Here is a 20,406-nt window from a genome sequence, read left to right on the forward strand (position 1 = left end):
CCAGGAGTCATCCGATGTACAAGCTTGCGTTCTTCGTCCCGGAGAATGACGCCGAACCCGTCAAGGAAGCCGTCTTCGCCACCGGTGCAGGGCGAATCGGCGACTACGAGGCCTGCTGCTTCGAGACACGCGGCACCGGCCAGTTTCGGCCACTGGCCAGCGCCAATCCCCATATCGGGACCTGCGGCACGCTGGAGCGCGTCGCCGAACTGAAGATAGAGCTGGTATGTGACGATTCGCTCATCGCCGCTGCCGTGGCGGCGCTGCGCGACGCCCACCCCTATGAAGAAGTCGCCTTCGATTGCTGGCGACTGGAAACGTTCTGACCCCGCGCGCCTCGAAGAACGAGGCACGCGAGGTCAGCAATGGCCAGACGATCTAGCTCGCGGGCAGGAAGGTGGTATTGAAGAAGTGCTCGCGGGTTTCCAGGTCAATCTGCTCGAGGTGCAGCGGGAAATGCTCGTCACCCTCGCCGTGGCGGCGGTCCTCGAAGTAGCGGCGCAGCGTCACTTCCATGGTCGGGAAGGCCAGTGACTGCCAGGGGACCTCCTCCTCGGCGAACAGCGCCACTTCGAGGCTCTCGACGCCCGCCGAGTAGTCGCTGATCAGCTCGGCCCGAAACAGCATGTAGACCTGATTGATGTGCGGCAGGTCGATCAACGTATAAAGCCCCTGCAGCTTGACCTCGGCGCCGGCTTCTTCCCGCGTCTCGCGGGCAGCGGCGTCGCTGGTGGTCTCGGCGTTCTCCATGAAGCCGGCCGGCAGGGTCCAATACCCCAGGCGTGGCTCGATGGCACGCCGACAGAGCAACACCTTGCCGTCCCGCACCGGCAGGGTGCCCGCGATGATGCGCGGATTCTGATAATGGATGGTGCCGCAGCTATCACACAGGTAGCGCAGACGATCATCGCCCTGCGGCACTGCCAGACGCACCGTTTCACCACAGTGACTGCAATAATTCATTCGCTCTCCCATGAAATCTCAAGGCGCCCTTCAGTGACATCCCGTCTCCGCTTCCTCGTTGCGCGGTGGGGCCAGCGGCATGGCAGTCGCCTTGACCGCCAGGACCCTCGCGCCACATGATGAATGCCTACGAGGAAACGACATGCTAGAAGCCCTGCGCCAACGCCTGCAAGCACATCAACCCCTTGCGACCGACCACCAGCTGCCACGCGCCGCCGTCCTGATCGCGCTGATCGATCGGCCCGAACCGACGCTGCTGCTGACGCGGCGTGCCAGCCATCTCAGCCAGCACCCCGGCCAGGTGGCCTTCCCCGGCGGCAAGGCCGAACCCGATGATAGCAATCTGTTGGCCACCGCGCTGCGCGAAGCCGAGGAAGAAGTCGCGCTGCCGCCCAGCGCCGTGGAGGTCTTCGGCCAGCTGAGCGACGTGATTTCCCTGCACGGCATGCGTGTCACGCCCTTTGTCGGGCGCATACCCGCCGACCTGCCGCTGCGCGCAGACCCCGGCGAGATCGAGCAGATCTTCGAGATGCCGCTGAGCATGTTGCTCAAGGACGAGCGCGAGCATACCGATGTGATCACCGTCGGTGACGAGACCTGGTACGTGCCCAGCTATCGCGTGGCCGACCAGGTGCTGTGGGGGCTGTCCTCGATGATGCTGGTCGAACTGATGGCCATCGGCTTCGGCCATGCCGTGAGCTTAAAGGCAGCGCCACCGCCTGGTGCCCCGCTGCGCCATCTACCGCCGCGCCCCGTGCCGCCTCGGCCCTGAAGCTCAAGATCCTGAGCTCCTGCACCAGGCAAGGTGTGCTCCCGCCAAGCGGCTCGTCATCGCCCTGATGACATTGCCCCGACGATATTGCACCGACAATGGCACTGGACTATAACTCCTCGCCCACGATGCCATGCCACTTCCCGTTCGGAGCGCCTGATGCCCGCTGCACCTGCACCCGCCCCACTGCTGGACCCTGTCGCACTGAACCTGCTGATCGATGAACTGGTCGAGCATGGCTACAGCGTGCGCCCCGACTTCCTGCCGCGCCAGGTCATCGGTCAGCTCAATGACGAACTGACCGAGCTTGAGACGCGGCAGCAATTGACGGCGGCGGGTATCGGGCGCGGACGCGAGCATGATCTGCGCCCGGACATCCGCGGCGACGCGATTCGCTGGCTGGACCGCAATTCGCGTGCCCAGCGCGCCTATCTGGAAGCGATGAACGTGCTCAAGGATGAGCTCAACCGTGCCCTCTATCTGGGGCTGTTCGAGTATGAGGCCCACTTCGCCCACTATCCGGTCGGCAGCTTCTACAAGAAGCATCTCGACAGCTTTCGCGGCCGCGGCAACCGCCTGATCTCCAGCGTGCTCTATCTCAATGAGGACTGGCCGCGCGACGGCGGCGGCGAGATCGTGCTCTACGACCCCGAGGATGACAGCCGCGAAATCGCGCGCGTCACCCCCGAGGCCGGCACCTTCGTGTGCTTTCTCTCCGAGCAGATCCCCCATGAGGTGCTGCCGACGCATCAGGCGCGCGCCAGTGTCACCGGCTGGTTCCGGCGCAACAGCTCACAGGGCAACCTGGTCGATCCCGCGCGCTGATTCCGGGGCGGGAAGGCCCGGCCAGCCAGGTCTGGACAGCACCGCACCAGCGGCCTCAGTCGCGCGCCAGCGGCGCGTCATCGCGTGGTGGCACTTGGCGCTGCGCGTCCTGCAATGACTGCTCGTCATTCAAGGCCTGCTCGTCGTGCAGCGCCTGCTCCTCCTTGACCTCGATCTCCTCGAGGCTGTCCAGCGAGGCATCCGTGATCAGCTCCGGCATGTCGGCGACCAGCTCACGCGTGACCTCGACCAGCGGGTCATCGGCCTCGGCGTCTCGCAGGTGCTCCTCGGCGGCCTCGACCAGTTCAGGCCCGACCGCAAGCTCGGTGCCCAGCGGCGTCTGCGGGGCATGGGTCTCGAAGGGCGCCAACGGCTGTGGCGCCGGGCGCATCACGCGTCGCCAGACGAAGAAGAGCAGCATGCCGCCACCCATCACCGCCAGACTCAGCGCCATGCCGGGCATCGCGCCCATCTCGGCCATCGGCAGCGATACCGCCGGCGGTGACAGGGTCGACCCCACCGCGTTGATCAACAGCAGGCCCTGGCTCATGCGCACCAGGGCGCCGGCGGGCGCACGGTCGGCGGCGTGGCTGACCGCCACCGGATAGAGCGTGAAGGCGGCACCGCCGAGCAGGAACAGCACCGTCAGCTGGGCGATACCCTCGCGCGCCGGCCCCATCAGCAAGGCAGCGAAGCCGACGATGGCGATCGACAGGATGATCAGCACCTGCTGGCGGTCGTGGCTGTCAGACCAGCGGCCGATGGGGTACTGCAGCAGCATGCCGCCGAGAATCACCAGCGCCATGCGCTGACCGATCTCCGCGGTGCTCAGGGTGCCGCCATCGCCCAGTGCCAGAGGCAGCAGGCTATAGATGACCGCCACCACCAGTCCCGAGGCCAGACAGCCGAACACGCCCGTCGGCGTGATGCGAATCAGGCGCCACGGGCTCAGGGGCTCGGACTGTTCGATCAGCGGCGAGACGCGCGGCAGCAGCACCAGCGGCAATACCGAGGCCGCCGCCAGCATCGCCACCAGCATGAAGGCCGCCTCGAGGCTCAGCATGGCGGTCACGCCCAGCAGCAACTGACCGAGCACCCCCGCGCCGTAAAGCACGATCATGTAGAGCGCCAGCAGGCGCCCGCGCACGGCGGGGTCGGCGGCACTCAGCAGCCAGCTCTCGATGACCAGATACACTCCGACCAGCGACCAGCCGATCATCATGCGCAGCAGGAACCACACCACCGGGTGATCACCCAGCCCCATGGCCAGTGCCGCGACCGCCACCAGCGAGGCGAAGCCGGCATAGGCGCGGATATGGCCGATGCGCAGCAGCAGGCGGTCGTTGACCAGCGCGCCGAGCCCGAGGCCCAGATAGTAGGCCGAGCTGATCAGGCCGATCGCCTCGCTCGAGACGCCGGCGGCAGACAGCCGCAACGGGACCAGCGAGGTCAGCATGGCGTTACCGATCCCCAGCAAGGCAAGGCCAAGCAGGGGCGCAAGGGACATCAACAGCAGATGACGGGGCATGACCAGATCCTCGGCCGGCCGCCAGTCAGCGATCAGCCAATGCCGCAAGGTGCGGATATCGTCGGGAGGGGGAATTTGCCCTGCGAGAATACGTCAAGGCGCGGGCAATATAGTGACAGTCCGCGCCAAATCCAAGCCTTTTTGCGTCATTTGGCGACAATGTCGTCTTGGGTGTCGCTGCGCGCTTTCCTGCGCTCTATCCATGCCCTGTCCCGCGCCCTTGTCAGGTGGGCTGGGGCACGCGGAAGATGACGCTGTCGTTGGCGACCTGCTCAAGCTCGAGTCCGTGCGTGCGCGCAAGCCAGGCAAAGGTCGCCGGGCTGAACAGGCACACATGCGTCGGATCACGCAGGTAGTGCCAGAGCCTGAGCGCTTCCGGATCATCCGAGGCGGGCTGCGTCATCACCCCCAGCAGGCCACCGGGCTTGAGGCAGCGCAACCACTGGCGGAAGACTTCCCCCGGTGCGTAGAGATGCTCGATCACCTCGGTGCTGACGATGAAGTCATGCTGGCGGGTGAGCGCTGCCGGGTTCGGATGATAATAGAGGTCGTGCAGTGCCATCGGATGGCCCGCCTCCTCGAACATCTGCGCCAGGGCAGGCCCCGGCCCACAGCCGAAATCGAGCCCGCTGGCACCGGCCGCGAGCCGCTCGCACATCGGCGTGAAGAGCTTGGCCAGGAAGCTTCGATAGCGCGGGTCTGCCGGGTCATTCTCGTGTTGGTCGTAGATGTCCTGCTCTGCCCTGGCATCCAGGCGCTGGGACGGCGCCAGATACAGCAGATGACATTCCGGGCAGCGCAGGTAATCGCGCTCGTCGGCGGGCGGGCGCCGACCGGTGTCGGGGCACGGCCTGCGCCGCTGTACCAGGTGCAGTACATGCTGGCTCTGGGACGCCTCACACAGCGGGCAGACAGTATCCGCAGGCGGATAGGGAACGAGGGAATCAGGGGCTGACATCAGGGCTCCGCGGCAAGGGACACTGGCGATGAGGGTCAACGTCACCACACGGCTGGCGGTGACAACTCGGCGCCACGCGCGACACCGCGGCGGCACGGGCAATTCCGCAGCAGGTGAACGTATCGAAGGTGGCGACTGTCTGAGTGCTGAATGATACCCCGCGCCAGTGTCTTGCGCCTGCCACGATGGAGCCTGCAGGCACCGCCCCCCTCTGGCACAATGAGCATCATTCGAGTGCGGCACCGCGACACCTGACGATGTCACGGCGCCTGCCTTCGCGTCAGACAGGCGCGATCTTTCACGCCAGACCACCGGAACTTCACGTGTGACGATGGACAAGACTCTCAAGCGGTTCGAACAGGCCATGGAACAGCGCCTGACTCCTCTCAAGGCCAATTCCGTGGCCTGTCTGTGGCAACGACTGTCCGGGCTCAGCACCCGCCAGCTCTGGTGGCTGGCGCGCCCGTTGGCGCGTGTGGTGCAGCTGTGCAACCCCCGCGAGCGCCGGGTCACGCGCCAGAATCTGGGCCAGGCCTTCCCGCAGCTCGACAGCCAGGCGCGCGCGCGTCTGGCGAGCGACAGCCTCGCGCATTCCACCGCCACCATGCTGGAACTGGGCAAGGTGTGGCTGGGCGATGAAGACGCCGTGCGCGATTCGATTCTCGAGGTCCACGGCCGAAACCTGCTCGATGAGGCGCGCGCCGAGGGGCGCGGCGTCATCGTGCTGGCGCCGCACTTCGGCAACTGGGAAGTGCTCAATTTCTGGCTCTCCAGCCACTTCCCGTTCACCGCCATGTACGAGCCGCCCAAGTTCGAGCGCCTCGACCCGATCATCCGCAACGGTCGTGAACGCATGGGCGCGAGCCTGGTGCCCACCAACTCGCGCGGCGTGGCCGCCTTGCTCAAGGCACTCAAGCGCGCCGAAGCGATCGGCATACTGCCGGATCAGGAGCCGGGCCGGGGCAGCGGCGTCTTCGCCGACTTCTATGGCCGCCCCGCCTATACCGCCACCCTGCTGCCCAAGCTGGTGGCGAGAACCGATGCGCGCGTCGTCACCGGTGTCGCCCAGCGGCTGGAAGATGGCCATGGCTTCGCCATCCACTTCCTCGCCGCGGATGAGGGAGTCTATTGCGAAGAGGAAGTCGCCTCGGCACGCGGGGTGAATGCCTCGGTGGAAACGGCGATCGCCTTGGCACCGGCCCAGTATCAGTGGGAATACAAGCGCTGGCGCAAGAGCCCGCAGGAAATGGAGCAACAACCGGGCTGGCAGGAAGCCCGCTTCTATGCGCGCACCTATTCCTTCTTCTCGCTCAAGGGCTGGCGCCGCTATTTCAAGCATCGCCGCAAGGCCAGCAAGCGCGGCTGAGGGCAACACTGGCGGATCAAGCCATCAGCTCCCAGACTGAATGCGCATGGCTCAATGACAGGAGGCAAGGATGCCGATCGAGACTCACGCCGCTCACCTCACAAGCGCATCGCCCCGGCGCCCCTCCCTGTCCCGGACAGTATCGACATGCCTGCCGGCAAGTCTGGTGACAGGCTTGGCGACAAGGTTGGCAACAAGTGTGGCGACACGCCTGGTCACAGGCGCCGCGGCGGCCTGTCTCGCATTGTCTCTGCCAGCCCAGGCAGAGACAGATGCCGCTTCCTCACTGTCGCTGGTGAGCGCTCAGCAAGTGCCCAGCGATGCCCCTGCGCTCAAGCTGCCTGAGGGCGCCACGCTCGAGCGGCTGGCCTCGCTCGACAGTCCGCGCATGTTGCATCTCACTGATACTGGCGAGCTACTGATCGGCTCGCGGGCCGAGCGTGTCTATCGCGCTCAGCTGACGCCGGACGGCAACCTCTCTGTCGTGAAGACGCTGGTCGAACTGTCGGGCTACCCTCACTCGCTGGTGGTGCGCGGTGACAAGCTCTATGTCGCGACCACTGCCGCCTTGCTGGTCGCCGACTATTCACACGGCGAGTCTCTCACCCGAGATGACTTTCGTGAGCTGATCGCCCTGCCCGGCGGCGGTGGCCACAACTCGCGCACCTTGAGTCTCGGGCCGGATGGTGGCCTCTATCTAGCGCTGGGCATCCAGGGCAATTGCTCGAATCAATACCTTTCAGGCAGCGAGCAGGGCTACTCCTTCAGTGAACGCCGCGGTGGCGTGCTGCGCCTTGAGGAATCCGGCGATGTCCCGCACTGGCAGCCCTGGGCCAGCGGGCTGCGCAACCCGGTAGGCCTCGCCTGGCAGCCAGGTAGGGAAGATGAGCCGCGTCTGCTGGCCACCAACAACGGGCCCGACCACTGGGGCTATGAGCAACCTAGCGAGCTGGTGGTCGCAGCCCGCGAAGGCAGCTTCCATGGCATGCCCTGGTATCAGTGGGTCGATGGCCGCTGGCAGGCGGATGACTGCATCACGAACGATTCACCGCGCGAGCGTGGCGAGATTGCAGCGCCACTGGCCGAGATCCCCGCTCGCAGTGCACCAATGGGAATCGCGGTGGTACCGCCAGAGCATCCATTGTCTTCTGACATGGATGTCGTGGTGGCAGTCCACGGCAGCTGGGGCACGGCGCCCTCCGGCAACGCCGCGGGTGACCCGGCCAGCCGCCGTGAGCCTCGCCTGCTGGGCCTCAAGCTGGCGACGCCAGACACTGAAGCACGCCTGGTGCCGGTGCTGACCGGTCTGCAGGACAGCAGCAGCGGCCAGCGCTGGATTCGCCCGCTCGATGTCCTGTTCGGCCCTGATGGCAGCCTGTACTTCACCTCGGATAGCGGCGCGGCTGGCCTCTATCGCCTCACCTTCGATTGATGGCCTGACCTCCAGCAGAACGGGCTTTTGATAACCGAGGCCCTGGCCCTTATTCACGCGCTCTCTCCAAGCCCTCTGTCCAAGCACTCTCTTCAGGCTCTCTTTCCAGGCTCTCTTTCCAGGCTCTCTTTCCAGGCTCTCTTTCCAGGAGCTGCCTGGCAGAGGGCCTATGAATAGGGCCGATGAATGCAGCGCTTGCCTGCTGCAGATACTGAAAACCTGCCTTGCATGCCCCGCCTTCGAATTACAGAAATGTAGTCCTGTATCCCCGCATGCACCCAATGGCCAGCTAGGCATTGTGTGTCCATGGAGCGACACTGGGTCGACGCCAAGCGTTTAATGAACGATGACGCGCTGAGAGAGCGTCTCTCGCTCGTGCATCCAGCCTACGAACTCCTGCGTATGATCCAACGAATACGCCATCGTCGGAGCCTGCCGCCATGAACCAGCAGCCACCCCCAGCATCACAGACGCCCGCCAACCGGGACTCCCTGTCGAGCACATGCACGCACCTGACGCGCGCTCCCTGGCTGAGCATCGTGATGCCGGTGCATGACGAGGCAGCCGGCATCGTGCAAACCCTGATTGCCCTGAGTCGCCTGCGCGCGGGCGGGGACTGTGAAGTGATCGTGGTGGATGGCGGCTCGACGGATGGCACCCCCTCACTGGCCCGACCGCTGTGTGATGCCGTGCTGAGCACTGAACCGGGCCGGGCACGCCAGATGAATGCCGGAGCCGCGCGTGCACGCGGAGAATGGCTGCTGTTTCTGCATGCCGATACCGACTTGCCCGACAATGCGCTGGCATTGCTCAAGGAGGCCGTCACGACGCATCGCCGCAGCGACTGGGGCCGCTTCGATGTCAGCATCAAGGGCGAGTCGCCGTGGTTACCGATGATCGCCGCCATGATGAATCTGCGCTCGCGGCTGACCAGCATCAGCACGGGCGACCAGACCCAGTTCGTGCAGCGTTCGACCTTCGAGGCCATCGGCGGCTTTGCCGACATGCCACTGATGGAAGATATCTGGCTGAGTGCCCAGCTCAAGCATCTGACCCCGCCAATGAACCTGACGGCGCGTGTCACGACCAGCGGTCGACGCTGGGAGACCCACGGCGTCTGGCGCACCATCGTCAAGATGTGGGGACTGCGGCTGGCGGCCTGGTGTGGCGTCTCCCCTGCACGCCTGGCACGCCTTTACGGCTATCGCGCCGCGGCGCAGGCCTGTGAGCAGCGCGGCATGCCCCATGCGTGATACGGCGTTGCCTACCTTGCCCACAGCTGATGCCGCGTCAGAGGTGCGCCCGACTCTCATCATCTTCGGTCGCCTGCCCATCGCCGGCCACTGCAAGACACGCCTGATTCCCGCACTCGGCCCCGAGGGCGCAGCTCGACTCTATGAGCGGATGCTGAGCCATATCGTTGACCACGCCTGCGCCGCGCGCCTCGGCAAGGTCGTGGTGATGCTGACGCCCTCTGCCGAGCCGTCGAGTCAGCCCCCTGAACAGACCGCCCTGCGAGCAGCACTGGAAGCCGGGCTGCGAAGCGTTGTCGATGCCTCTGCCGACCTCACCTTCGAGACACAGCCGCAGGGGGAGCTCGGTGAGCGAATGTCTCGGGCCATGGCCCGACATCTGCCCGAGGGGCCGGTGTTGCTGATGGGCTCCGACCTGCCGGCGCTGGACAGCCAGCGCCTGCGCGAGGCAGTCCACAGACTGCGCACTCACGACGCGGTGCTACAGCCCACCGACGATGGCGGCTATGGCTTGATCGGCCTCAAGGCGCCCTGCCCGCAAGCCTTCCTGCTGCCCCGCTGGAGTCATGCCCATGTCTGCCGGGATACCCTGGCGCTGCTGGCACAGGCCGGGAGAACGGCCGCTTGCCTGCCGATCAGCTGGGATGTCGATGAGCCACGTGACCTTGCGCGACTGTCGCGCCACCTGCCGGCACTCATGGCCGACCTTGCCGCTTGAGGCTTTCATGAACCCGCTTGAGGCTCTTCACACCTTCGGCATGCCTCCCAAAGTCGTATGCATTTTTGCTCACACTGCCCTTCTTCTGCGCCGCAGGGCTGTTACACTCGCTGCATCGTGACTCATATGTCACAGCTTGACGGGGTGCCGGTAAGACCGGCTGAGATGTCATGCGCAGGCAATGTCCTTGCGTGAATGACGATCCCGCCGAACCTGATCCGGCTAGTACCGGCGTAGGGATCAAGCGCGAAGCGATGCCACTCGATATCGTCACCACTTTCTCACGGTGACTGTCGGCACCTCCCCCGCTTTTCCCCTGCTCCTGTTCCGGTACTGGCCACGCTTGCGCCAGAGACCTGCCGCCCCATCACGGGTCGTCAGCACGCTCACCGAGGGATGCGTCATGCCTAGTTTCAACGACCTGACCAGTGCCTGCGCCGAGGAATGGCGTGACTATCTCGAGCACGACTTCGTTCGCCAGCTGGGCGAAGGTCATCTGCCGGAGGAGTCCTTCCGCCATTACCTGCAGCAGGACTACCTGTTCCTGATCCACTTCGCACGCGCCTGGGCGCTGGCCGCCTACAAGAGCCGCACCCTCGCGGAGCTGCGTCAGGCCACGGCCAGTCTCGACACCATCCTCAATACCGAGCTCGATCTGCATATCGGCTACTGCAGCGAGTGGGGCATCAGCGAGGATGACCTGAGCGAGCTGCCGGAATCCCGCGCCACCCTGGCCTATACCCGTTACGTGCTCGATTGCGGCCAACGCGGCGACCTGCTCGACCTGCACGTGGCGCTCGCGCCCTGCCTGATCGGCTACGGCGAGATCGCCGAGTGGCTGCTCGATCAGGACACCACCGAGATCGAGAACAACCCGTACGCGGACTGGATCGCGATGTACTCAAGCGATGACTTCAAGGAAGCCGTCGAAGCCGAGCGTGAATGGCTGGATGCGCGGCTCTCGGAGGTCTCGGAGCGTCGATTGGGTGAACTGGTCGATGTCTTCCGGGACGCCACGCGACTCGAGATCGACTTCTGGCAGATGGGCCTCGATCGCGCTTGAGTCATGACAGACTGACGTCCCGGCACTCGCCATGAGCCGCTCGGGATGACGCCATCCCCATGGATGGCACGACTGACAGGCCAACAGAGCCTGGATGCGAGAATGCTCCCCGTGGCAAGCCTGACGCTTCGGGCAACACCCTCTCGCATTGAAATCTGCACACGCTTGACGGGGTGCCGGTGGAACCGGCTGAGATCCTGCATGCATGCTTCGCCGCCCTGACGCGCGAGCTTGCCAGCAAGGGGTCCCGTGGAACCTGAACCGGTTAGGACCGGCGTAGGAATCAAGCTGATGGCCAGCCGCTACGCGCGGCCGCCTCGCTCCCGGGCCACCTGCTGGCAAGGAGTCGGCGACGACCATCCTCTCCCTGCGCACGGTCTTCCCATGATGACGTCAGCCGTGACGTCGCCCTTTGAGGAGACCTGCATGAGCACTGCCCCGACGACACAAGACCCGCAAGCCACCAACGCCGCCGAGTCACCGCTCGCCTCGCAGCCTGATGCTGCCCCCAAGGCACGCGCGCGTGCCGGTCGCAAGGATGGCAGCCGCCACCTCGCCAGCGAAGCACAAGTCGACGCCGCCGCCATCGCGCCGCTCAGCGGCTCGCGCAAGATCTATATCGAAGGCTCCCGTCCGGACATCCGCGTGCCCATGCGCGAGATCGGCTGCTCGCCGACCCAGACCTCCAGCGGCTTGGAAGAGAACCCGCCGATCGTCGTCTACGATACCTCCGGCCCCTACACCGATCCGGCGGTCGAGATCGACATCCGCCGGGGTCTGGCGCCGCTGCGCGAGAAGTGGATCGAGGAACGCGGTGATACCGAACAGCTCAATCAGCTGAGCAGTGAATATGGCCGCGTGCGCCAGGCCGACCTGCGCCTGTCGTCACTGCGCTTCGAGCTGGACCACCGCCCGCGTCGCGCCCTGCCGGGCAAGAATGTCACCCAGCTGCACTACGCGCGTCAGGGCATCATCACCCCCGAGATGGAATACATCGCGATTCGCGAGAACCAGCGTCGTATCGCGCTGCGTGAGGAATATCAGGGCAGCGAATCCGTCGAGAGCATTCTGGGCCACCAGCACCCGGGCCACAGCTTCGGCGCCAACCTGCCCGACGAGATCACCGCCGAATTCGTGCGTGAGGAAGTCGCCCGCGGCCGCGCCATCATTCCCGCCAATATCAATCACCCGGAAAGCGAGCCGATGATCATCGGCCGCAACTTCCTGGTGAAGGTCAACGGCAACCTGGGCAACTCGGCGGTCACCTCCTCCATCGAGGAAGAGGTCGACAAGATGACCTGGGCGATCCGCTGGGGTTCCGACACCGTGATGGATCTCTCGACCGGCGCCAACATCCACGAGACCCGTGAATGGATTCTGCGCAATTCTCCCGTGCCCATCGGCACGGTGCCGATCTATCAGGCGCTGGAGAAGGTCGATGGCGTGGCCGAGAACCTCGACTGGGAGATCTTCCGCGACACGCTGATCGAGCAGGCCGAGCAAGGCGTCGACTACTTCACCATCCACGCCGGCGTCCTGCTGCGCTATGTGCCGCTGACCGCCAGCCGCGTGACCGGCATCGTCTCGCGCGGCGGCTCGATCATGGCCAAGTGGTGTCTGGCGCATCACGAGGAAAGCTTCCTCTATCGCCACTTCGAGGACATCTGCGAGATCTGCAAGGCCTACGACATCAGTCTGTCACTGGGCGATGGCCTGCGCCCGGGCTCGGTGGCCGATGCCAATGACGCCGCCCAGTTCGGTGAGCTCGAGACGCTCGGCGAGTTGACGAAGATCGCCTGGCAGCACGATGTCCAGGTCATGATCGAGGGCCCGGGTCACGTGCCGATGCACCTGATCAAGGAGAACATGGACAAGCAGCTCAGCGAGTGTGACGAGGCGCCCTTCTACACCCTCGGCCCGCTGACCACCGACATCGCCCCGGGCTACGACCACATCACCTCCGGCATCGGGGCCGCGATGATCGGCTGGTTCGGCTGCGCCATGCTCTGCTACGTGACCCCCAAGGAGCACCTGGGCCTGCCCAACAAGGACGACGTCAAGACCGGTATCATCACCTACAAGATCGCCGCGCATGCCGCCGATCTGGCCAAGGGCCACCCGGGCGCGCAACGCCGTGACAATGCGCTCTCCAAGGCACGCTTCGAGTTCCGCTGGGAAGACCAGTTCAATCTGGGCCTGGACCCGGACACCGCGCGCAGCTTCCACGACGAGACGCTGCCCAAGGACTCGGCCAAGGTCGCCCACTTCTGCTCCATGTGCGGGCCGAAGTTCTGCTCGATGAAGATCACCCAGGAAGTGCGTGATTACGCCAATGAGCATGGCCTGACCGGCGATGCCGACAGCGTGATGACCGGCATGCAGGAGCAGGCCGACAAGTTCAAGCGTGAAGGCAGCCAGCTCTATCAGGAGGTCTAGCCAAGCGCCTGACGTACAGGAAGGCTGACTTTCCGAGCGACACAAAAAACGCCCCGACCAGTGATGGTCGGGGCGTTTTCGTCACATCCTGCCAGGGGCTCATGACATCTCATGAGCGTGACAGAAGGCTCACGTGCGGCTGGTGACTTCCAGCAGGTGATAACCGAACTGGGTCTTCACCGGGCCCTGCACCGTGTTGATCGGGGCGCTGAACACGACTTCGTCGAATTCCTTGACCATCATGCCCGGGCCGAAGGCGCCCAGGTCGCCGCCACTGCGGCCGGACGGGCAGGAGGAGTGCTCGCGAGCGGCATCAGCGAAATCGCGGCCGTTCTCGATTTCGGTCTTGAGAGCTGCACACTGTTCTTCGCTGGAAACGAGAATATGACGCGCTGTGGCCTGTGCCATGTCTATCACCTGTCACTGATCGAATAAATGCTGCCGGCAATCACCAGCGGCGTGGCAGGTCATTGTGGCCCAAGGCAGCGCTCGCCGCTAGCGTCGCGCGCCTCCCCACCTGCTCAGCGATGCTCCAGACACGCGAACGCCCACCCGGAAGACCGAGTGGGCGTTGGGGACGCTCGCCTGAGAGCGTCGGCAGCAGTCGCTTACTTGGCGACTTTCTGCATGGCCTCGGAGGCGGACTTGGCGTTGCTTTCTGCCAGTTCCTGACCTTTCTTGGCGTATTCCTGGTTCAGCTCGACCACTTTCTGGGTGTCGTTCTGCAGCTTCTCGCCCAGAGTCTTGACGGTTTCCTGCTGCTCCTTGACGAAGTTCTTCAGACCTTCGCTGTCCTTGATCTCGAGCATGGAACGCGCCTGGGTCAGGGAAGCATCAGCATAGGACTTGGTCAGTTCCATCTGTGCGCCGATCAGCTTCTCGCTGTAATCGATGCTCAGGGCGCTGAACGCACGCAGCGGAGACAGGAACATATCGTCGAACTGCTGAGCGGACTTCTCGAAGTTGGCATTGAACATGTAGGCACCCTCCAGGGTATTGGCATCACGCTGAAATGAACCGGAGCGTTGCTCCGTTCGGTTATCAGGACTGAACCGGGCTGGTGCACCGTAGTGACCGAGCCATCATTATCAAGCCGTCACTATCAAGCCGTCGCGGTCAGATAGTGCTATCGACCAGGTTCCATCCTCGCTGCAACGCAGCATAAGACAGTCTTTGTTGCACTGCAACATCAAAAACATCGCAACGACTGGTCTGTACGCCATGGTTGATGCAGTTGCTTGATTGCACTGGAGAAAAACAATCAGAAGTCGAAAAGAAAATTGACGCCTTGGGGCCCCGTCACGCCCTGCACCACGCCCTGGAACGCCAGACTGGCCAAAGTGCTGGGCCAAAGTGCTGGGACATAGGGCTGAGAGGATAGAGGGCTAGGACAGAGGGCTGAGACAGAAGCCTGAAGCTGAAAGGCTGAACTTGAGGAGAGCGCCGTGCTGCTGCCTCACTGGCATGAGGCGTCGCGACAGCGTTTGCAGAGCAGGCGCCCGCCCAGCGTGCGTGCCTGATCTGCCTGGCGACAGAAGTCGACACTCTGGGTGGAAAGCCATCGCCGACAGCCCTGACAGCGCGGCAAGCCTTCCTCATCCTGCGACTGGGCGGAAGACGCGCCCTGATGATTGTCGGCCGCAGCACCCGGCTGCTCGCCTGCCGCCTGCGGGCTCGCGGGGTCTTCCTGGCTGCCCTGATCCGGGGCCTGGTGCTCGGGCTGCCAATGCGCGGCCTGCAGCCCTCGTCCCCCAAAACCGCACTGCCGTTTCAGGGCAGCCGTAGATGTCACGCCACGCTGGACCGCCAGCGTCGTGTCATCCGACGCCCCTTCCATGTCATCGGACTCTGCCGCCATGGCAGCGCTATCGCCTGAGGCCCGCGCCAGTTCTTCAGGCGATAGCGGCGGTTGCCATAGATAGGCCAGCGGGGATACCTGAGTGGCAGCGTCGCCATCCGTCGCGCGCGTGCCAGCGGCCAGGCCCAGCTCCGCCACCCAATCCGTATTGGGGGCCACATGCTGGGTCGCGATGGCGCGCCCCAGCTGGCGCAGGCGGCGCTGATCGAGGCGGTGGGTAAAACTGCGCAGCCGTGTCACGTATGCGGTCTTGCCGCTCACCTGCAGGCACTGACGCTTGAGGTGCGCGAAGGACAGCAGCGCACGACTGTCCACGATATCTTCCGGCGGCCGACTGACCTGAGCCGCATCGGCCACCACGATGCGATAGCGCAATTGTGGCTGCAGGGTCATCCCCAGGCGCACAGGCAACAACGAGGAGGCCTCCAGCCATTGCACGATGGTGCGGCTACGCTCAGGGATCGTCTGCAAGGGACACGGCGTCACGGCATGTGCCATGACGCCATCTTCGCCTGAGGGTGTCTCGCCACCCTCAGAGACTCGTCCGCTATGGGCCAACAGCTCACCGAAGGGAGTGATCGAGAGCGTCAGATCAAAACAGGAGGCATCCAGCACCCAGACCTGCATGAGGCTGTTGATCAGCAGGTGATCGATCTCGATCACGCCCTCTGCCTGCGCCAGCCGCACATCATGCAGCACCACCCAATCATCCCGCGTCCCCAACAAGGCATCCAGCTGGCTTGCCAGCGCACGGCGACGCGCCTGACGGGCACGTATCGCACGCAGGGCCTCCAGCACCTTGTGGCGCTCGGGCGCGGCAAGCGCAGCATCCTGCGCCAGCACCTCGAGCACCAGCAGGTCATATTCCCGTGAATCGCAGTCCTTGATCAGCATGGGCGCCTCTGGATTAGAGCATTCATATATAACTCAGTGTAGTGCTCTATTCGCAATCTTTCTTGCCTCTGACTCCGCGGGAGAATCCGCCAGCGGATAGCGGATTGCAGTGACGAAGTCTGAGGGTCATCACTCCTGCGCTGGCTGGGGCGCGGCCTCCCGGTAAGGCAGCATTGCCGTCACCTGCTGACGCGCCTTGCTGAGCCAGCGCGCCTCCTCCTCGACCGCCTCTGCCACCGCCTCCTGAAGCCCGGGATGCATCAGCCAATGCAGCGACCCGGTGGCATACGCCGCGAAACCGCGGCTGATCTTGTGCTCACCCTGAGTGCCGGGATCGAAGCGCTTGAGCCCTCGCTGCAGGCAGAATTCAAGCCCCTGGTAATAGCAGACCTCGAAGTGCAGGCAATCGGCATGCACTTCGCTGCCCCACCAACGACCATACAGGCAATCACTGCCGATCAGACACAAGGCTGCCGCCACCGGCGCGCCCTGCTCATCACGCGCCTGCACCAGCAGCAACCGCTCGGGCATGCTGCGCCTGAGCTGCTGGAAGAAATCGAGCGGCAGATAAGGGCGCTGGCCGCGCTCGAGATAGGTCATGCAGTAGCAGCGGTAGAAGGCCTCGATGTCGTCAGGGCCGATCTGCGCCCCCTCGAGCTTGGCCAGCGTGAAGCCTTGCTCGGCGACCTTGCGCCGCTCGCGACGGATCTCCTTGCGCCGTTTGGAGCGCAGACTCTCAAGCCAGGTGGCAAAGTCCGGCTCGCCGCGTGACTGCCAGTGATATTGCATCCCGGGACGCGAAATCAGCTCCGGAATCGCCGCCTGCCAGTCTTGCCGCTCCTCTGCCGAGACAAACAGCAGATGAAACCCGCTGTGCTCATAACGACGCAGCGCGCTACCCGGCTCAGCCGCGGGTGCGATGCCAGCCTTGAGATGCGGCCATAACCACTCAAGCAAGGCACGCCGGGCTGCGGGCGACGTCAACTGTGGCGAGGTGACAAGTCGTGGGCCATCGCTGGGAGTGAACGGCACGGCAGTCAACTGCTTGGGATAATAGCGCCCACCGGCCTGCTCCAGGGCCTCCGCCCACTGCTGGTCGAACACATATTCGCCACGCGAGTGCAGCTTGAGATAGCGCAGCAGCCCCGCCAGCAAGCGACCGTCGGCGTCTCGCACCACCAGATGGGCAGGATGCCAACCACTGGCGGCGCTGGCCGCACCGCAGCTTTCCAGCGCGCTCAGATAGGCATGCTGCAGAAAGGGATAGTCATCGCCTGCCAGCGCATTCCATTCACTGGCGGTGAGGACGTCGAGGGAATCCAGCACCTCCAGGCGCCAGCCCTGCTTCTGTGCGGCATCTGCGGCGCTCGCAGCCTGCTGCTGGCCTGTTGCCGACCCTGTCTCGTGTGCCGCCGCCCCTGTCGCAGCCTCATCCTCTGCCTGCCATTGCCCTGTCACCGTACTCTCCTCATAGTCTTGCCATGCCCACCGCTGGTGCAGACATGCCGCACATCCCAGGACATGCTAGTGTGTCGTCATGATGCAGGACAACGAGACCCACATGACAGAGACTCCCACGCCGCGCGACGACACGTCCACGAGCGGCTCACAGCCCCAGGGGCGCGCTCAAGAGTCCTCGCAAGGGCCCTCTCAAGGCCCCTATGCGCCGACCCCGCCCGCACAGGACACCCACGCCAGCACGAATCTCATGGCAGTGGCCGCCTTTGCGCTGAGCGTGCTGGGCTGCCTGCTCGCGCCTGCGGCACTCGGCGGCGTCGTGTGTGGCCACATTGCGCGCAACCAGATCCGCCGCAGTGGCGAAGCCGGTAACAGCTGGGCCCTGGCCGGTCTGATTCTCGGCTATCTGCTGATCGCCCTGTCGCTGGCCGGCCTGCTGATGTTCGGCGGCATGATGCTGACCATGTTCGGCATCATGGCCTTCAGCACCTGACCAGCGCCTGGGCACTCCCGCTTGAACGTGCAGCGCGCCTGCACGGATAATGCGTCGACATTGCTTCCCCGTGCCAGCGGGGCATGCCTGCCTCTCGCAGCGCCTGCCCTGCCAGCGATTCCGGTTCCCCCGAGCCGCCTTGATACTGAGCGAGCCTCGATGTTGTACTCGATTCTCGATAATGATTTCTACAAGTTCACCATGCAGAACGCCGTGGTGAAACTGTTTCCGTATGCGCGCGCTCGCTACGCCTTCATCAACCGTGGCGAGCATTCGTTCCCGCCGGGGTTCGGCGAGGCCTTGCGCATCGCGGTAGACAACATGGCCGAACTGGCATTGAGCGTGGAAGAGAAATCCTTCCTCGAGCTTCACTGCCCCTTCCTGGACCCGACCTACCGCGACTTCCTGGCGGGCTTCCGCTTCGATCCCTCCGAAATCACCATCACCCAGACCGGTGATGAGCTGGAGGTGCATATCGAAGGCTACTGGTATCGCACCATCCTGTGGGAAGTCCCGCTGATGGCGATGATCAGCGAGCTCTGGTATCAGCTGGGCGGGGATCAACGCGACAGCGATCAGGCCCTGCGCGACAGCACCCTGGCCAAGATCGAGCACTACAAGCGCCTCGGCATCCGCGTGGCGGAATTCGGCACTCGTCGTCGGCACTCCTACGATGTGCACGACAAGGTGGTCGCGGGTCTCAAGGACCACGGCCGAGGCTGCTTCATCGGCACCAGCAACGTGCACATGGCGCAGCGCCACGGCATCAAGCCGATCGGCACGCACGCCCATGAGTGGTTCATGTTTCATGCCGCGCGCTTCGGCTTCAAGATGGCCAACATCCTGGCGCTGGAGAACTGGGTCAAGGTCTATCGCGGTGACCTGGGGATCGCCCTGTCTGACACCTTCACCAGCCAGGCCTTCTTCAAGAGCTTCGACAAGAAGTTCGCCAAGCTGTTTGACGGCGTGCGCCACGACAGTGGTGACCCCATCGACTTCGCCGAGACCACCATCCGTCACTATGAGTCGCTGGGCATCGACCCCAAGACCAAGACCATCGTGTTCTCCGATGGCCTGGACACCGACAAGGTCGATCGCATCGTGCGCTATTGTGCCGGGCGTATCGGCATGTCATTCGGCATCGGCACCAACTTCACCAATGATGTCGGCCCGCAGCCGATGAACATGGTGATCAAGATGACCGAAGCCCGCCCCGAAGGTCAGGAATGGGTGCCGGTGATCAAGCTGTCGGATGTCTCGAGCAAACACACCGGCGACCCCGACATGATTCGTCTGGCGCACCAGGTGCTGTCGCTCAAGGAGCTGGATTGAAGCGCGCGCTTAGCGAACGCTGAACGCCTTGCCATGGCCTCCTGCCAGAGACCTTGAAACAGGCTCATGAAATAGCTTCTAGAAAAAGCCCCACGAAAAAGCCCGCCCGGAAACTTCCCGGGCGGGCTTTTTCATGTCGATCACCTTCAGCACCGGTGACGACGGCTCAGGTCTTGACGGACTTCTTCGGTGTCTTGAAGACCTCATTGAACAGGTTGAGCATGACCTGCCAGGAAGCCGAATCCGCGGCCGCGTCATAGCCCAGCGGCAGATCGTACTTGGCCGCCTTGGCATCCGATTCCGGATTGGTGAAGGCGTGCTTGGCGCCCGGATACTGGATCAGGGTGGTGCGCGTCTCGAGGGACTGGAAGGTCGCGACCAGCTTGTCGAGATCCTCCTGCGGCACCAGCGTATCTGCCGCGCCATTCTGGATCACGACCCGGCCGGCAAACGGCTCGGGCTCCGTCACGGCAATCGACGGGCTGCCATGGAAGCTGACGACTGCCTTGAGCGGCGCTCCGGTCAGCGCCATGTTGAGCACCACGGCACCGCCGAAGCAGTAGCCGATCGCCGCCATGCGCTCGCCATCGACTTCCGGGCGTGAGCGCAGCACCGCCAGCGCCGAATTGAAGCTGGATTCCGCCTTCGGCCAGTCACTCATCACCGCAGAGGAGAAGGCACCGGCCTCCTTGGGGTGCTCGGCCGTGCGTCCACCGCCATACATGTCGACGGCCATGACCACGTAGCCAAGCCCTGCCAGCTGTTCGGCGCGCTTGCGGGCATAGCTGTTCAAGCCCCACCACTCATGCACCAGCAGGATACCGGGACGGCGCCCCTGCGCCTTGGCATCGCGTGCGATCAAGCCTACGTGCTCCTCACCATTGGCCCGATAGGTCACCGTCTCCGTCACCACCTGCGGCCCCTCGAGACGATTGACCAGCGGTGCATCCTCGGCGGCCATGGCCTGTCCGGCGGAAAATACCGACTGTGCAAACAACAGGGTGCCAGCGCACCAGCCACGTAACATTCGCATCGCCTACTCCTTGTATGACGTGAT

19 protein-coding genes and 2 riboswitches are annotated in these 20,406 nt (G+C 64.3%); of the genes, 11 read left to right on the forward strand and 8 right to left on the reverse strand.

Features of this window, described 5'->3' with window-relative positions; translation table 11 throughout:
- The first annotated feature begins 14 nt into the window (after positions 1 to 14).
- Positions 15 to 326 (forward strand): NGG1p interacting factor NIF3, encoded by a 312-nt coding sequence (locus R2R70_RS08510; RefSeq protein ID WP_405278418.1) that lies wholly within the window; start codon positions 15 to 17, stop codon positions 324 to 326.
- A 52-nt stretch (positions 327 to 378) separates the two neighbouring features.
- On the opposite strand, the gene R2R70_RS08515 is transcribed toward R2R70_RS08510, so the two are convergent.
- A complete protein-coding gene (locus R2R70_RS08515) occupies positions 379 to 963 on the reverse strand; it encodes an NUDIX hydrolase (RefSeq protein WP_054555560.1) in 585 nt (194 codons plus the stop codon).
- Between the two features lie 142 nt (positions 964 to 1,105).
- Here R2R70_RS08515 and R2R70_RS08520 point away from each other — a divergent pair, with 142 nt between their 5' ends.
- Both R2R70_RS08520 and R2R70_RS08525 read left to right on the forward strand, forming a co-directional pair.
- Positions 1,106 to 1,735: a CoA pyrophosphatase gene (locus tag R2R70_RS08520; protein ID WP_054555561.1), complete on the forward strand. Its 630-nt coding sequence runs from the start codon at positions 1,106 to 1,108 to the stop codon at positions 1,733 to 1,735.
- Positions 1,736 to 1,894: 159 nt separating this feature from the next.
- On the forward strand, positions 1,895 to 2,560 hold the full coding sequence (locus R2R70_RS08525) for a 2OG-Fe(II) oxygenase (RefSeq protein WP_107336198.1): 666 nt from the start codon (positions 1,895 to 1,897) through the stop codon (positions 2,558 to 2,560).
- Positions 2,561 to 2,615: 55 nt separating this feature from the next.
- Here the strand turns inward: R2R70_RS08525 and R2R70_RS08530 are convergent, their stop codons facing one another.
- On the reverse strand, positions 2,616 to 4,088 hold the full coding sequence (locus R2R70_RS08530; protein WP_410977805.1) for an MFS transporter: 1,473 nt from the start codon (positions 4,086 to 4,088) through the stop codon (positions 2,616 to 2,618).
- A gap of 223 nt (positions 4,089 to 4,311) precedes the next feature.
- On the reverse strand, positions 4,312 to 5,046 hold the full coding sequence (locus R2R70_RS08535; RefSeq protein WP_410977806.1) for a class I SAM-dependent methyltransferase: 735 nt from the start codon (positions 5,044 to 5,046) through the stop codon (positions 4,312 to 4,314).
- A gap of 331 nt (positions 5,047 to 5,377) precedes the next feature.
- On the opposite strand from R2R70_RS08535, the gene R2R70_RS08540 reads away from it, so the two are divergent.
- The 6 genes from R2R70_RS08540 to thiC all read left to right on the forward strand — a co-directional run bounded on the left by R2R70_RS08540 (position 5,378) and on the right by thiC (position 13,314).
- Positions 5,378 to 6,412 carry a lysophospholipid acyltransferase family protein gene (locus R2R70_RS08540; protein WP_410977807.1) on the forward strand — a complete coding sequence of 345 codons (1,035 nt, stop codon included), beginning with the start codon at positions 5,378 to 5,380 and terminating at the stop codon, positions 6,410 to 6,412.
- A 199-nt stretch (positions 6,413 to 6,611) separates the two neighbouring features.
- Positions 6,612 to 7,844 (forward strand): PQQ-dependent sugar dehydrogenase, encoded by a 1,233-nt coding sequence (locus R2R70_RS08545; protein ID WP_410977808.1) that lies wholly within the window; start codon positions 6,612 to 6,614, stop codon positions 7,842 to 7,844.
- 440 nt (positions 7,845 to 8,284) lie between these two features.
- Positions 8,285 to 9,097, forward strand: coding sequence for a TIGR04283 family arsenosugar biosynthesis glycosyltransferase (locus R2R70_RS08550; protein ID WP_410977809.1), 813 nt, complete (start codon positions 8,285 to 8,287; stop codon positions 9,095 to 9,097).
- 16 nt (positions 9,098 to 9,113) lie between these two features.
- Positions 9,114 to 9,815: a TIGR04282 family arsenosugar biosynthesis glycosyltransferase gene (locus tag R2R70_RS08555; RefSeq protein ID WP_410977810.1), complete on the forward strand. Its 702-nt coding sequence runs from the start codon at positions 9,114 to 9,116 to the stop codon at positions 9,813 to 9,815.
- 130 nt (positions 9,816 to 9,945) lie between these two features.
- Positions 9,946 to 10,072, forward strand: a riboswitch (TPP riboswitch).
- A 146-nt stretch (positions 10,073 to 10,218) separates the two neighbouring features.
- On the forward strand, positions 10,219 to 10,878 hold the full coding sequence (gene tenA, locus R2R70_RS08560; protein WP_410977811.1) for a thiaminase II: 660 nt from the start codon (positions 10,219 to 10,221) through the stop codon (positions 10,876 to 10,878).
- A gap of 159 nt (positions 10,879 to 11,037) precedes the next feature.
- Positions 11,038 to 11,178, forward strand: a riboswitch (TPP riboswitch).
- Positions 11,179 to 11,304: 126 nt separating this feature from the next.
- Entirely contained in the window at positions 11,305 to 13,314 is a 2,010-nt protein-coding gene (gene thiC / locus R2R70_RS08565) for a phosphomethylpyrimidine synthase ThiC (RefSeq protein ID WP_410977812.1), read from the forward strand.
- 129 nt (positions 13,315 to 13,443) lie between these two features.
- Here thiC and R2R70_RS08570 read toward each other — a convergent pair whose 3' ends face one another.
- The 4 genes from R2R70_RS08570 to R2R70_RS08585 all read right to left on the reverse strand — a co-directional run bounded on the left by R2R70_RS08570 (position 13,444) and on the right by R2R70_RS08585 (position 17,524).
- Positions 13,444 to 13,722 (reverse strand): peptidylprolyl isomerase, encoded by a 279-nt coding sequence (locus R2R70_RS08570; RefSeq protein ID WP_043331408.1) that lies wholly within the window; start codon positions 13,720 to 13,722, stop codon positions 13,444 to 13,446.
- 200 nt (positions 13,723 to 13,922) lie between these two features.
- Positions 13,923 to 14,291, reverse strand: a complete 369-nt coding sequence (locus R2R70_RS08575; protein ID WP_043331409.1) for a phasin family protein — start codon at positions 14,289 to 14,291, stop codon at positions 13,923 to 13,925.
- Positions 14,292 to 14,770: 479 nt separating this feature from the next.
- The gene (locus R2R70_RS08580) at positions 14,771 to 16,066 is read right to left on the reverse strand and encodes a nuclease-related domain-containing protein (protein WP_410977813.1); all 1,296 of its coding nucleotides are present in this window, start codon (positions 16,064 to 16,066) and stop codon (positions 14,771 to 14,773) included.
- Positions 16,067 to 16,195: 129 nt separating this feature from the next.
- Positions 16,196 to 17,524: a GNAT family N-acetyltransferase gene (locus R2R70_RS08585; RefSeq protein ID WP_410977814.1), complete on the reverse strand. Its 1,329-nt coding sequence runs from the start codon at positions 17,522 to 17,524 to the stop codon at positions 16,196 to 16,198.
- 103 nt (positions 17,525 to 17,627) lie between these two features.
- Between R2R70_RS08585 and R2R70_RS08590 the strand changes: the two genes are divergently transcribed.
- Together R2R70_RS08590 and pncB are read left to right on the forward strand one after the other, a co-directional pair.
- A complete protein-coding gene (locus R2R70_RS08590) occupies positions 17,628 to 18,017 on the forward strand; it encodes a DUF4190 domain-containing protein (protein WP_410977815.1) in 390 nt (129 codons plus the stop codon).
- 159 nt (positions 18,018 to 18,176) lie between these two features.
- Positions 18,177 to 19,349 (forward strand): nicotinate phosphoribosyltransferase, encoded by a 1,173-nt coding sequence (gene pncB / locus R2R70_RS08595; RefSeq protein WP_043331412.1) that lies wholly within the window; start codon positions 18,177 to 18,179, stop codon positions 19,347 to 19,349.
- Positions 19,350 to 19,515: 166 nt separating this feature from the next.
- Here the strand turns inward: pncB and R2R70_RS08600 are convergent, their stop codons facing one another.
- Positions 19,516 to 20,382 (reverse strand): dienelactone hydrolase family protein, encoded by an 867-nt coding sequence (locus R2R70_RS08600; protein WP_064503214.1) that lies wholly within the window; start codon positions 20,380 to 20,382, stop codon positions 19,516 to 19,518.
- Positions 20,383 to 20,406: the final 24 nt, after the last annotated feature.

Origin of the sequence: Cobetia sp. SIMBA_158, from assembly GCF_046566945.1 — a bacterium.
In the GTDB taxonomy this organism is placed as follows: domain Bacteria; phylum Pseudomonadota; class Gammaproteobacteria; order Pseudomonadales; family Halomonadaceae; genus Cobetia; species Cobetia amphilecti.

What these genes read in the sequence shown, in the direction of transcription:
- R2R70_RS08570 (WP_043331408.1), bottom strand. Translation starts at nt 13,722, where the DNA reads ATGGCACAGGCCACAGCGCGTCATATTCTCGTTTCCAGCGAAGAACAG.
- R2R70_RS08515 (WP_054555560.1), bottom strand. Translation starts at nt 963, where the DNA reads ATGAATTATTGCAGTCACTGTGGTGAAACGGTGCGTCTGGCAGTGCCG.
- thiC (WP_410977812.1), top strand. Translation starts at nt 11,305, where the DNA reads ATGAGCACTGCCCCGACGACACAAGACCCGCAAGCCACCAACGCCGCC.
- R2R70_RS08510 (WP_405278418.1), top strand. Translation starts at nt 15, where the DNA reads ATGTACAAGCTTGCGTTCTTCGTCCCGGAGAATGACGCCGAACCCGTC.
- R2R70_RS08540 (WP_410977807.1), top strand. Translation starts at nt 5,378, where the DNA reads ATGGACAAGACTCTCAAGCGGTTCGAACAGGCCATGGAACAGCGCCTG.
- tenA (WP_410977811.1), top strand. Translation starts at nt 10,219, where the DNA reads ATGCCTAGTTTCAACGACCTGACCAGTGCCTGCGCCGAGGAATGGCGT.
- R2R70_RS08590 (WP_410977815.1), top strand. Translation starts at nt 17,628, where the DNA reads ATGACAGAGACTCCCACGCCGCGCGACGACACGTCCACGAGCGGCTCA.
- R2R70_RS08520 (WP_054555561.1), top strand. Translation starts at nt 1,106, where the DNA reads ATGCTAGAAGCCCTGCGCCAACGCCTGCAAGCACATCAACCCCTTGCG.
- R2R70_RS08580 (WP_410977813.1), bottom strand. Translation starts at nt 16,066, where the DNA reads ATGCTGATCAAGGACTGCGATTCACGGGAATATGACCTGCTGGTGCTC.
- pncB (WP_043331412.1), top strand. Translation starts at nt 18,177, where the DNA reads ATGTTGTACTCGATTCTCGATAATGATTTCTACAAGTTCACCATGCAG.
- R2R70_RS08525 (WP_107336198.1), top strand. Translation starts at nt 1,895, where the DNA reads ATGCCCGCTGCACCTGCACCCGCCCCACTGCTGGACCCTGTCGCACTG.
- R2R70_RS08575 (WP_043331409.1), bottom strand. Translation starts at nt 14,291, where the DNA reads ATGTTCAATGCCAACTTCGAGAAGTCCGCTCAGCAGTTCGACGATATG.
- R2R70_RS08600 (WP_064503214.1), bottom strand. Translation starts at nt 20,382, where the DNA reads ATGCGAATGTTACGTGGCTGGTGCGCTGGCACCCTGTTGTTTGCACAG.
- R2R70_RS08550 (WP_410977809.1), top strand. Translation starts at nt 8,285, where the DNA reads ATGAACCAGCAGCCACCCCCAGCATCACAGACGCCCGCCAACCGGGAC.
- R2R70_RS08530 (WP_410977805.1), bottom strand. Translation starts at nt 4,088, where the DNA reads ATGCCCCGTCATCTGCTGTTGATGTCCCTTGCGCCCCTGCTTGGCCTT.
- R2R70_RS08535 (WP_410977806.1), bottom strand. Translation starts at nt 5,046, where the DNA reads ATGTCAGCCCCTGATTCCCTCGTTCCCTATCCGCCTGCGGATACTGTC.